The sequence below is a fragment of the Paenibacillus sp. P46E genome, assembly GCF_001909095.1.
In the GTDB taxonomy this organism is placed as follows: Bacteria; Bacillota; Bacilli; order Paenibacillales; family Paenibacillaceae; genus Paenibacillus_AQ; species Paenibacillus_AQ helianthi.
The window spans coordinates 88,857-100,300 of the sequence record NZ_LVYZ01000042.1 but is presented as its reverse complement, the minus strand read 5'-3'; the positions used below and the strand labels follow the sequence as shown (position 1 = coordinate 100,300).

Sequence of the window (11,444 nt, the reverse complement as noted above, 5' to 3'; positions counted from 1 at the left end):
GCTGTCCTTAGTACGAGAGGACCGGGATGGACGTACCGCTGGTGCATCAGTTGTTCCGCCAGGAGCATGGCTGAGTAGCTACGTACGGACGGGATAAGCGCTGAAAGCATCTAAGCGTGAAGCCCCCCTCAAGATGAGATTTCCCAGTATGTAAGACCCCTTGAAGACGACGAGGTAGATAGGTTGGAGGTGGAAGCACGGCAACGTGTGGAGCTGACCAATACTAATCGGTCGAGGGCTTATCCAAATTATAAAACGCAGATTCGTTTCGGATTCAGTTTTCAGGAATCAAGTTCCGATTCATGAGGCCCAAGAGGTTAATTGAAGAAGAGTTGTTTTCAGCATTTGGCGATGCTGAGACCTGAATGATGCATTTGCACCGCAAATGCCCGTTTGGTGGCGATAGCGGAGGGGTTCCACGCGTACCCATCCCGAACACGACCGTTAAGCCCTCCAGCGCCGATGGTACTTGGACCGAAGGGTCCTGGGAGAGTAGGACGTTGCCAAGCACATGAAGCCATTGTTGAGTCATCGACAATGGCTTTTTTGTGTATAGTAATAAATATGATATTTTGGTGGTGGTTCATATAATTATTTGGGTGAATGGCGCATTTGGTTCCGGGAAGACATCAGTTGCTTATGAGCTGCATCGCAGGCTGCCTCAGTCCTTTGTTTTTGACCCTGAGATAACTGGATATTATCTTAGAGAAAACATCCCGCATGTCATGTCAAAAACGGATTTCCAGGATTATACTCTCTGGAGAGACTTTAATTATCAAATGTTGAAATACATAGATTCTGAATACAGTGGGACGGTTATCGTACCGATGACAGTGGCTGATCCTATTTATTTCATAGAGATCGTAGGGAGACTAAGAGAGGAAGGAATACTGATTAGTCAGTTCACCTTACGGGCCTCCCGTGAAACGCTGTTAACAAGATTGCGAAGCCGTGGAGAGGAGGAAAATTCATGGGCTGCCCAACAAATTGATAGATGTGTTGAGGGCTTGAACCATGAGGTATTCCACTATCATTTGGACACAGAGCGGCTGTCAATTGAAGATGTGGTAGAGTGTATTGCATTGCTGTTAGATATCACACTACTGCCAAGAATCAGTTGAAATCAAAATGAAATATTTTTATTGCTTTATCCATTTAAACTTGATATAATATTTTTTGTTGTCGAAAAGAATAATAATATTAAGGCTCGTTGGTCAAGGGGTTAAGACACCTCCCTTTCACGGAGGTAACATGGGTTCGAATCCCATACGAGTCATTGTTTTAATTTGAAGGTTATAATAATGTTTGCATTTTGCGTGAGAATGTGTTAAGATCATTAAGTTGCTTCTTTCAATGGAGGCTTAGCTCAGCTGGGAGAGCATCTGCCTTACAAGCAGAGGGTCGGGGGTTCGAACCCCTCAGCCTCCACCAGGGAACCATTATTGAATAGAATTTTTTATTACTGACGCGGGGTGGAGCAGCCCGGTAGCTCGTCGGGCTCATAACCCGAAGGCCGCAGGTTCAAATCCTGCCCCCGCAACCAATTTGGAACCGTGGTGTAGTTGGCCTAACATGCCTGCCTGTCACGCAGGAGATCGCGGGTTCGAATCCCGTCGGTTCCGCCATTATTACACTTTTTTAGAGACGATAATCCATTAAGGGTTCGTTGAGGTATCTTACTTAAGAAATGAATGCTATACATACCGTGTGCGGACGTGGCTCAGCGGTAGAGCATCGCCTTGCCAAGGCGAGGGTCGCGGGTTCGATTCCCGTCGTCCGCTCCATAATTTGCGCCCTTAGCTCAGCTGGATAGAGCGTTTGACTACGAATCAAAAGGCCGGGAGTTCGAATCTCTCAGGGCGCGCCATTTATCTTTTAACTAATAATTCGCCGGCGTGGCGGAATGGCAGACGCGCTCGACTCAAAATCGAGTGGGAAACCGTGGAGGTTCGAGTCCTCTCGCCGGTATACTTTAGTAGCCTTGTAAATCGCTTTTAGCGGTGTGCAAGGCTATTTTTATTTTGTGGGAATTATCTTATGTATTGAATATGTTCCACTGATGCTTGAATTTGGATAGAACAATGAGTCCGGAGCCGATTATGCATATGAGGCATATTAGTCCGAATACAGAGAATCCGGATTGGAAGCCGAATTGATTCAACAGAAGCGTTCCCAGGATAGGACCTCCGATAGTGCCGATTTTGACGAACTCGGAGCAGCCGAAATATAAGCCTTTGGCTGATTCTGAGGCAAGCTCATCTACCATTGTATCGAAGCGAGCACCTATTAATAGTTCTCCCAGACTGAAAAGTAGGATGAATATCAGTGGAACTATAAATGAGGTAGCGGTAAAAAGGAAGGACAAAAAACTCATGCTGATCAGTAAATTGCTGAGCAGTACAACGTTAAAGGGGTTCCAGTTGGATATCCAACGAAGCATTGCAAACTGGGCTACGAGAACAATAAAGGCATTAGCTGATAACAAGGTAGAGTATAGCTGAACGCCGTTGGTTAAGGAACTAGTATTGGCCAGATACTGTGACACTGTCGCGTTCAACTGAGAGTAGCCGAAGAAGGAGAAACTCATACCGGCTAACAGCAGGAGGAAAACATGGTCTTGTAGGAGTAGTTTGAAGGCATGGGCGCTGTACTTCGCTTTTTGCGGTTCAGACACATGTATACCCGGCAGATCGCGGAAGAAGAAGCGTGTGGATATCCCGTATAGAATGTACAGAATGCCGAGGAGTACATAAGGAAATAATGTCATTTTCATGTTAAATAGCAGGCTTAGTAGTGGACCGACAAAAGCACCGAGATTAATCGCTGCATACCTCAGATTGAATACCAGTAGCCGATTCTCCCGGGGAGTCTGGGTAGAGAGTATTTTTTTGCTTGCTGGTTCAAAGATTGAGTAGCATAATCCGTTAAGGCCGCTGAGCAGGAGGAAATGCCAAGAACTATCGGCAAAATAAAAGAGTATGAACACGGTTCCCCAGACAATGGGGATGTACTCCACAATTCTTTTCAAAGAAAGCTTATCTGCCAGGAATCCGCCAAAACCGCCGAAACAAACATTGATGAGTGGATTTATGCTGAGGATATAACCTGTATCCAGGAGGGAAAGGCCCTTTTGATTCGTTAAAAAGATCGCCAGAAAAGGAGTGCTCATAAAAAGTGCTGTTCTCGTAAAAAGGGTTCCTATGAGGATATTCCAAACTGTGCTGTTCAGATTCCGATATATGCTCATTCTTATTCTCTTCCTTCTCTGCCGTAATGTATTTTCATTGCGTCGAATGTAGCATACAATGAAAAAAAGGCTGGAGAATTGTGCTGTATACTCACAACAAAAGTGGAGGGAAAGGATGTATCTAGGTACAACGATTCAACAGATTCGAAGGTCCAAAGGGATGAATCAAACTGAGGTTGCCCAGGGAATTATGAGCCGCTCCAATCTGTCGCGTTTTGAGGGAGGGAAGTATTATCCGGGTTATGACAAGCTGATTCTACTTCTGGATAAACTGGAGATGTCTCTTGAAGAGCTGCTGTTTCTGCATCAGGATCTCGCTCAGCCGATCAAACGGACACTGCATCTTACGTTGGTTGAAGCCGGGAACCGGTATGATTTTGAAAAGCTTAGGGAGACTAGCCATGAATGCCTTGCGATGTATCGGAGTACGGGAACAGATGCCTTTTACCATTTGTATTTACTTGGGCAGGGAGTGCTGATCCAGTATGGGCATGAAGATCAAATCAAGCAGATAAGTGAAGTAGCCAATACTATCAAGCCGTATTTGCTTGAGGTGGATACCTGGTATTTGTATGAGTTCAAACTGCTAAACAACTTCCTGTTCACTTTAAGCAGTGATGATGCCATTTTTTTTGGGCAAAGGGCTGTGCATGAGTTTGATAAATATCGTTCCTTTGCCGAGAGTAGAACTATTCAACAACATTTACTCCAAAACATCTCGAATATCTGTCTCGCTGAGCGGAATTATGAGAAAAGCCTATTCTTTCTCAAACGGGCATTACCGTTAGCTGACAAAACAAACCTGCTGTACGACAAGATTGTGACCTCTGTATTCTATGAAATTACATTAGTCTGCCTAAAGCAAAGCCAGGACACCACGAAATTAAAAAGCTATCTGGATATTCTGAAGCAGCTTGATTTCATGGACAGTTATACTGCCCTGTTGGAGGTGTGCCGAAAGCATCTTTATGAAGAATGGCCGCCACGTTCAGAAGGCAGTTTAATTATTAGCTAGAACAAGAGCAGCCTATCTTTTATTCATATGTAGCTATGAAAAAGAGCAAGCCCGTATAGGAGACACGGACTTGTTCTTTTGTTTTAGGAGGATGCAGGGCTTGCTGCTTCTACAGGAATCTTTTTGGGGGCACGGCGGACTACAGTCACTAGAGCGGAGAGCAGGGTGCAGGCGATTGCGATATAGACGAGAGCGAGCACGTCGTGCCTGATTCCCTGGCCGCCGATCACGAGATCCAACATGCCATCCACGGCGTAACGGGCCGGGAAGAATTGGCCGATCCAGACATAGAATGGTGACAGAATCTCGCGGGGAATGGTCGCACCGGAGGACAGCATCTGAATGGAGAGCAGACCGATGTTCATCCAGGCGCCTGCATCTCCAAAGAGTACGAGACTAAGCTGTGCAACTGTCATACAGGCTAGAATGATCAGGAATTCGAACATCCAGGTAGCGAAATATCCTGTAGTGAACGGGATGCCTAGGCTATTAATCAGTGTAGTGCTGATCAGAGAGGCCAGGAAGGCTACGGTACCCATAATAATAAAGCGTGCGGCGAACCGCTGCCATTTGCCTGCCTGGGAAGAGAGAACTATCGAAGCGCGGTTCAGGTTCATAGCAAGCAGCATGGAGCCGGTGAAGGAGGCTGTAACAATCATCAAAGGGACCATGGTTTGGGCAAAGTTAGTAGCAGGGTTAGTGATCTTCACATTGGCATGTATGCGGGACGAGATGCCGGATTTCAAAATATCGGCTTGTGCGGCCGGAATTTGCATGGCTTCAAGCGCCTGCTGAAGGCCTCGCACAGTAGTCTGCTTGTTCAATGCGGCAGTGATTTGAGCGGCTACCGTCTGCATGGCATTGGACACCATCTGCGGGTTGGATTGGTTGATTAAGTAGTCCAGCTCGGCTTGTTCCTCTGGATTACTCAGCTGCTTGGTGAACCCTTGCGGGATATTGATAATCATACGGATATCACGGCGGTTCATCGCATCCTTCGCTTCCTGCAAGGTCAGGTCAGTCTCGAGCCGGAACTTCAATGAGCTGCTAATTCCATCAATGATTGGCTGAGCAGCGGTGCCATCCTCATTAACAATAGCAATGGACATTTGGTTTACACGGTCACTAACATGATCGTACCCTGTCACCCAAATTAAGCTGAAGAAAACCTGGAATAAGAGTGCAGTGATAATTCCGACAATAGTGACAGGCTGCTTAAGAAACCTTTTTAATAATGAAATAGACATGAATACATCTCCTTTTATATACCAATGCGATCTATATCGTATTGTAATATATCATCTAGATATATAATTGACAAGAGTGATATTCATGTTTTGAAAAATACGGATATAATCAGCGATTGAGTTGGAACAGATCGTTGTGAAAAAATAGAAAACGTAAATAAGCCGCCCCCTCGAACTTCAGGGAGCGGCTTATTTATCAGGTGTGAGGCGGAATATTAAGAAGCTTTAAACCTGGTTGGGAATCTCTACCGAAGGATCGGTATCGGCTTCGTAATCCACACCTTCGGTCTGGAAGCCAAACAGATGGAAAAAGTCTTCGCGATAGCCCTCAAGGTCTGCCAGTTCAGGGACATTGTCGGTTTCGAGCTCGTTCCAGCGTCTCATAACCTCGATTTGCACATCCTCGCGCATTTCCCAATCATCGATACGGATCAGGTGGCTGCCGTCTGCCGCCGCTTCGCCGCCATTATACAAATGCTCTGCGAACAAACGGTACATTTGCTGGATGCAGTTTTCATGTAGTTCCTTATCCTTCATCACTCTATACAGTGCAGAAATGTACAGCGGAACCACTGGAATTGCCGAGCTGGACTGCGTGACAAGTGCTTTGTTAACCGATACAAAAGCACGGCCGCCTAAGGCAGCCAGCTTCTGATTCAGCGCGATAGCAGTCTGCTCCAGATCATTTTTGGCCTGTCCAATGGTTCCGTCCCGGTAAATCGGATGGGTAATTTTTGGCCCGATGTAGGAGTAGGCTACTGTGGTTGCCCCATCTGCCAGCACGCCGGCTGCTTGTAGCTGATCGATCCACATTCCCCAGTCTTCCCCGCCCATAACGGCGATTGTCTGGCGGACTTCTTCGTCTGTAGCAGGTTCAATAGTCACCGTTGAGACCTCTCCGGTATGGAAGTTCATGGTCTTGTTCGTATAGGCAGTGCCTACCGGCTTAATTACGGAGGAGAAGGTTTCGCCTGTTACGGGATGGGTACGGCGCGGGGAAGCGACACTATACACTACAAGATCAACTGTGCCATATTCCGCCTTGATAAGGTCAATTGTTGTGGTCTTGATGGCATCTGAGAAGGCATCCCCAACGATGCTGTGGGATTTGAGGCCTTGCTCTGCGGCTGCCTGTTCAAAAGCGGCAGAATTATACCACCCTGCAGAAGCGGTGCGAACTCCTTCAGCAGCCTTGTCAAAGAATACACCAATCGTATTGGCTCCGGCTCCAAAAGCGGCAGCAATCCGGGAAGCCAAACCATATCCGGTGGAGGCACCGATAACGAGCACATTCACGGGTCCGGTTAACTTCTTTTGTGCTTTTACGTAATCAATTTGTTCCTGTATTTGTTTGGCGCACCCTTCCGGATGGGCGGTTGTGCAAATGAAGCCGCGCGTTTTTGGCTGAATGATCATCAAGGATTACCCCTTTGTTTTAGTTTTTAACTTTTTTCGCTAATATAGAGTATAGCAAATGATGGCCTAGAAAGATAAGTATGATTGTATTTTTATAGTCATCAGTACATTTGGGCATTTGTGTAATCTGCTATTACTTGGTAAACGGGAGGGAACAGGAGTGAGGATTATAGGTGGAAGCGAAGCAGCGGAGATATTGACAATGAAGGCAGCGATCCAGGTAATGGGAGAGGTGCTGACGGATCTAGCACGCGGTGAGGCGGTGCAGAGCATGCGGCAGGTCTTGCCCCTGCAGGAGGGGAATCTTATGGGTCTGATGCCAGGGTATTTGCGGCGGGAGGCCGTGGCAGGAGCCAAAATAATCAGCGTATTCCCGCATAACCATAGCTTGGGGCTGCCCTCCCATCAAGGGGCTGTCTCATTATTCGATGCTTCCACGGGGAGTCTCCGAGCAATAGTTAATGGACAGGCGATTACAGCGATTCGTACGGCTGCGGTCAGTGCCGTGGCGACACAGCTGCTGGCTCGGGGAGATGCAGAAGTCCTGGCGATAATAGGGACCGGTGAGCAGGCCGAGAGTCATTTGGAGGCAATGCTGCAGGTCCGCCGAATCAGGTATGTCAAGGTATGGGGGAGAACGCAGGGCAAAGCAGAGCGCTTTGCGGAAGTGATGAGCGGGAAGTGGGGGGTGCAGATCAGCGCGGTTGAATCCGTCCGGGATGCAGTCCGGGATGCAGATATCATCTGCACCGTTACGGCATCCACGCAGCCGGTCCTCTTCGGAGAATGGGTCAAGCCGGGAGTACATATTAACGCGGTAGGCGCTTGCAGGCCGATGGACCGCGAACTGGATACGACGCTGGTTGCCGGGTCAAGGCTCTATGTGGACCGGCTGGAGTCTGCTGTCCATGAGGCGGGAGACTATCTGATTCCACTGGCTGAGGGTGCTATCTCCTCCGGGCATATTGTTGGTGAGATCGGCGGATTATTGTGCGGCAGCGGTATGGGCAGGAGCAGTGAGTTGGAAATTACACTGTTCAAAAGCCTGGGGCTTGCCATTGAAGATCTGGCCGCTGCCCATTACGTTTATGAACAGGCGGTTCTATTGAATAAAGGTATCGAGATTGCATTTTAGGAGGAGGGTATCCATGGACGAACCTGAGAGCTTGTATGATTTCAAATTAAGTGAGGAGCAAGAGGAGCGGGCACGCCGCCTTCATGATGAGAACATTAATATTGATCTGCTGTTTCAGGGGCCATTGTCGCCAAGCGTGATCCCGGAGGACATCTCCCGGAAGATTCATGAGCTGTGTGAGCCTTATAAGGACGATCCCATGCTCTTCAGTGCTATGCCCGCCAAGTGGGTAACGAAGCTGTCCGCAAGCGGTGAGATCCCCCAGTACAAGGAGGAGTGGTATAAGTCGGGAATTACGGCCGGCAACCGTGAGCTCCATCTAAATGATGGGGGGAGTATCATCACTAGCATGGCTGAAGTGCAGCTGCAGTTCGATTCCTCGCCCTGGCTGGTCAAAGCCTTGACGGCTGAAGATATCCGCAAGGCTAAGCGTGATGGCCGGAAAGCGGGAATTATCACTGCGCAGGAAACCGATGGACTGGGTAAAAACCTGGAGCTGCTGGATGACCTGCACAGCTTTGGTCTGAGAATTCTCCAGCTGACCTATAACAATCAGAACCTGATTGGTTCAGGCTGTGCAGAACAGGCAAATGGCGGATTGTCCAATTTTGGTGTGCGTTTTGTGGAACGCTTGAATCAGCTGGGGATCATCGTGGATACCGGGCACTGCGGCAAACAGACCACACTGGAGGCCTGCAGATTCTCACAGGCGCCTGTGATTGCCTCACATACCGGTGTAGAGGCGGTTTATCCCCATATGCGCTGCAAGAGTGACAAGGAGATCCAAGCAATAGCTGAGACAGGCGGAGTTATTGGTATTTTTGCGATGCCGTGGTTTGTACATGAGGACCCTAACCACACCACCATAGAGCATGTCCTGGACCATATTGAATACGTGATCCGGCTTGTCGGCATTGACCATGCAGGTATCGGTACGGACTGGCCCATGAGTGATCTGGAATGGTCGCTGGTGTACTTCAAGGAGCAGGTCGCACCGAGGCTGGGTTTTGCCAAGGGGGATGGGCCATCCACGGAATTGGTGAAGGGCCTGGAAAAATACAGCTATTTCATCAATTTCACCAGAGGTCTGGTATCACGCGGCTATTCGGATGAAGATGTTACAAAGATCATGGGCGGCAACTGGCTTCGAGTATTTGAACAAATTTGCGGATAGGGGGCTTGATGAAGTGACAGAGACTATTAATTTACATAACAGTTTGTTTAATTTCTACTGCTCGGGTGTGTATAGCGGGCGGATTTATTTCACGGCCCAGGAAGTGATGCACGCCAAGGTGGATACCCGCAGACGCACGCAAATGCAGGAAAACAAACTGGACCCGCTAGCGAAATATGTGCTTCCTTTGGCTAAAATCCGCGAGAAGCTCGATGTATACAGTCAAACAGAGTGGGTGGGAGAAGAGGTGGTACTGGCTACAGGAGATGTGTACCAGAGACATATCCAGTATCACGCTGAAATCCGGGGTGTACAGCGGACCTCGCAGGTGTGGGCGCTACGTAAGGATACGGCACTGGATATTGTGACGCTGGACGGGGAAATTATCGCTTTTTTGGCGCCCAACCGGTATGGCATTGAATTGATTGTAAAAGAGGGCTATGAAAAGCTCACTCCCCTCACCGTGTACGATGAGCCGCTGCTGTCCCAGCCGGAGTATGGGGTGAACGATCTCGGGACGTATCTGATTCCGATGCGGGACGGCGTGAGGCTGGCTACAGATGTGTTTTTGCCCGAGGGCATTCAGTCTGGATCCAAGCTTCCGGCGATTCTGGTCAGAACCTGCTACGACCGCAATGGTAAAAAAGAGATTTTTATGCGCTGGGCGAACAAGGGCTATGCCGTGGTGTCACAGGATGTGCGCGGACGGGCGGATTCGGAGGGGGAACTGGTTCCCTTTTATAACGAGCGGGATGACGGTTATGACACGATAGACTGGATTATTGCGCAGGAATGGTCGGACGGCAAGGTAGGCATGTGGGGAGCGTCCTATCTTGGCTATGTTGCTGTTGCTGCCGCCACCAGCGGACATCCGAATCTGAAGGCGGTTGTGGATGAAGTGAACGTGGGTTCGCCATTCGTGGACACCGCCCGTAAAGGCGGGACACTCTGTTCCTGGCCGCTGCTGTCATGGACTCTTGGACAGTCGGTGGGAACACGGACGGATTTCGATATCTTTGGCGGCATTACGGTCAACCCGGAAGCGGCTGTCGATGCAAGGCCCATCAAAGATATACCGCAGCAGATGATTGGCAGACCCTCCGGGCCGTGGGAGCTGTGGAGCCAGCATCCGGAGTATGACGGGTTCTGGAAGAATTGTACCTTCACGGAGCGTGGAGATCAGGTCCGGGTTCCAATGTATGTGATCTCCGGGTGGTATGACGGCGACAGCCCAGGTGTCTCTGAGACCTGGAGGATGCTGACTGAGTATGATGTGCCGAACCGTAAAATCCGCCTGGGTGCCTGGGAACATGGACCGAACCGGGCGAGAGATCTTGGGGGCGTTGCTTTTGGAAATGACGCGGTAGTATATGATTATGATGTCTCCGTACTCCGCTGGTTCGACCGGTTCCTGAAGGATATTCCCAATGGTATCGATCTGGAGCCGCGCGCGGCATATTATGTAGTTGGCGAGAACCGCTGGCGGACCTCGGAGGATTGGACACCGGTTGAGGCGGTGATCACTCCCTTCTATCTTGGCGGTGATGGCCGGGCAAATTCCTCTCTGGGTGATGGCAGGCTAGGAACTCAGCCAGAAGAGGTTTCTCCGGCAGATACCTACATCTATAATCCGGCGGAACCTGTAGATGACAGCGGGGAGAGGGAGCCTGAGAATATGCGGAGACATGAGCTGCGCAGCGACATTGTGGTATATACGAGCGAGCCACTGCTGAAGAAGCTGACCATCGCCGGAGAGCTGTCAGCGGTCATTTACGCTGCGAGTACGGGTTTTGACACCGACTGGGTAGTAACGCTCAGTGATGTGAATAAAGAGGGCGATTCCCTGCGGTTGTCCAATTATATTATGAGGGCCAAATACCGGCATGGATTGGAGAATCCGCAGCTGCTGGTACCGGGACAGGTGGAGCAGTACGATATTTTTATGCAAAATATTGCCCATACCTTCATTCCTGGACACCGGATTCGCTTCACGGTCACCTCTTCCAGCAAATTCGTAGCTTTTCCTAACAACAATACAGGTAATAACCCTTACGAGGATAACGAAGCGGTGATTGTGCAGCAGTCTATTTACCATGACAGCCAGTATCCGAGCCATATCCTATTGCCTGTGATTCCCAGCGTATAATTTGAAAAAGGAAATTTGAAACATTTTCCATCTGATTGCGTCTTAAACAGTAAATGGCACTCGT

General features: G+C 49.0%; 8 protein-coding genes, 7 tRNA genes and 2 rRNA genes. 14 read left to right on the top strand and 3 right to left on the bottom strand.

Translation table 11 applies throughout. The features are described 5' to 3' along the window. From A3849_RS15335 to A3849_RS15290, 10 genes are all read left to right on the top strand, one after another. Positions 1-247: ribosomal RNA gene (locus tag A3849_RS15335) — 23S ribosomal RNA — on the top strand; the annotation flags it as partial. 145 nt (positions 248-392) lie between these two features. Then, positions 393-509: ribosomal RNA gene (gene rrf / locus A3849_RS15330) — 5S ribosomal RNA — on the top strand. Between the two features lie 39 nt (positions 510-548). Continuing rightward, complete coding sequence (locus tag A3849_RS15325) at positions 549-1,121, top strand: AAA family ATPase (RefSeq protein WP_074112201.1); 573 nt, start codon at positions 549-551, stop codon at positions 1,119-1,121. 83 nt (positions 1,122-1,204) lie between these two features. After that, positions 1,205-1,276: transfer RNA gene (locus tag A3849_RS15320), tRNA-Glu, on the top strand. Positions 1,277-1,355: 79 nt separating this feature from the next. After that, a tRNA-Val gene (locus A3849_RS15315) sits at positions 1,356-1,431 on the top strand. Between the two features lie 35 nt (positions 1,432-1,466). Next, positions 1,467-1,543: transfer RNA gene (locus tag A3849_RS15310), tRNA-Met, on the top strand. Between the two features lie 4 nt (positions 1,544-1,547). Continuing rightward, positions 1,548-1,625 (top strand) — tRNA-Asp (locus tag A3849_RS15305). An 84-nt stretch (positions 1,626-1,709) separates the two neighbouring features. Further along, positions 1,710-1,784: transfer RNA gene (locus A3849_RS15300), tRNA-Gly, on the top strand. 6 nt (positions 1,785-1,790) lie between these two features. Further along, positions 1,791-1,867: transfer RNA gene (locus tag A3849_RS15295), tRNA-Arg, on the top strand. A 22-nt stretch (positions 1,868-1,889) separates the two neighbouring features. Then, positions 1,890-1,968, top strand: a tRNA-Leu gene (locus tag A3849_RS15290). 67 nt (positions 1,969-2,035) lie between these two features. Here the strand turns inward: A3849_RS15290 and A3849_RS15285 are convergent. Next, the gene (locus A3849_RS15285; protein WP_074112200.1) at positions 2,036-3,247 is read right to left on the bottom strand and encodes an MFS transporter; all 1,212 of its coding nucleotides are present in this window, start codon (positions 3,245-3,247) and stop codon (positions 2,036-2,038) included. A gap of 115 nt (positions 3,248-3,362) precedes the next feature. Between A3849_RS15285 and A3849_RS15280 the strand changes: the two genes are divergently transcribed. Then, the gene (locus A3849_RS15280; RefSeq protein ID WP_074112199.1) at positions 3,363-4,262 is read left to right on the top strand and encodes a helix-turn-helix domain-containing protein; all 900 of its coding nucleotides are present in this window, start codon (positions 3,363-3,365) and stop codon (positions 4,260-4,262) included. An 83-nt stretch (positions 4,263-4,345) separates the two neighbouring features. Here the strand turns inward: A3849_RS15280 and A3849_RS15275 are convergent, their stop codons facing one another. Then, positions 4,346-5,509 (bottom strand): YhgE/Pip domain-containing protein, encoded by a 1,164-nt coding sequence (locus A3849_RS15275; protein WP_074112198.1) that lies wholly within the window; start codon positions 5,507-5,509, stop codon positions 4,346-4,348. A gap of 225 nt (positions 5,510-5,734) precedes the next feature. Further along, positions 5,735-6,925, bottom strand: a complete 1,191-nt coding sequence (gene fabV, locus A3849_RS15270; RefSeq protein WP_074112197.1) for an enoyl-ACP reductase FabV — start codon at positions 6,923-6,925, stop codon at positions 5,735-5,737. 160 nt (positions 6,926-7,085) lie between these two features. Between fabV and A3849_RS15265 the strand changes: the two genes are divergently transcribed. The 3 genes from A3849_RS15265 to A3849_RS15255 are packed head-to-tail and all read left to right on the top strand — an operon-like array spanning position 7,086 to position 11,380. Then, positions 7,086-8,060 (top strand): ornithine cyclodeaminase family protein, encoded by a 975-nt coding sequence (locus tag A3849_RS15265; RefSeq protein ID WP_074112196.1) that lies wholly within the window; start codon positions 7,086-7,088, stop codon positions 8,058-8,060. A gap of 13 nt (positions 8,061-8,073) precedes the next feature. Then, the gene (locus A3849_RS15260; RefSeq protein WP_074112195.1) at positions 8,074-9,234 is read left to right on the top strand and encodes a dipeptidase; all 1,161 of its coding nucleotides are present in this window, start codon (positions 8,074-8,076) and stop codon (positions 9,232-9,234) included. 13 nt (positions 9,235-9,247) lie between these two features. Then, positions 9,248-11,380 carry a CocE/NonD family hydrolase gene (locus A3849_RS15255; RefSeq protein WP_074112194.1) on the top strand — a complete coding sequence of 711 codons (2,133 nt, stop codon included), beginning with the start codon at positions 9,248-9,250 and terminating at the stop codon, positions 11,378-11,380. Positions 11,381-11,444 lie beyond the last annotated feature (64 nt).

What these genes read in the sequence shown, in the direction of transcription:
- A3849_RS15285 (WP_074112200.1), bottom strand. Translation starts at nt 3,247, where the DNA reads ATGAGCATATATCGGAATCTGAACAGCACAGTTTGGAATATCCTCATA.
- A3849_RS15280 (WP_074112199.1), top strand. Translation starts at nt 3,363, where the DNA reads ATGTATCTAGGTACAACGATTCAACAGATTCGAAGGTCCAAAGGGATG.
- A3849_RS15275 (WP_074112198.1), bottom strand. Translation starts at nt 5,509, where the DNA reads ATGTCTATTTCATTATTAAAAAGGTTTCTTAAGCAGCCTGTCACTATT.
- fabV (WP_074112197.1), bottom strand. Translation starts at nt 6,925, where the DNA reads ATGATCATTCAGCCAAAAACGCGCGGCTTCATTTGCACAACCGCCCAT.
- A3849_RS15260 (WP_074112195.1), top strand. Translation starts at nt 8,074, where the DNA reads ATGGACGAACCTGAGAGCTTGTATGATTTCAAATTAAGTGAGGAGCAA.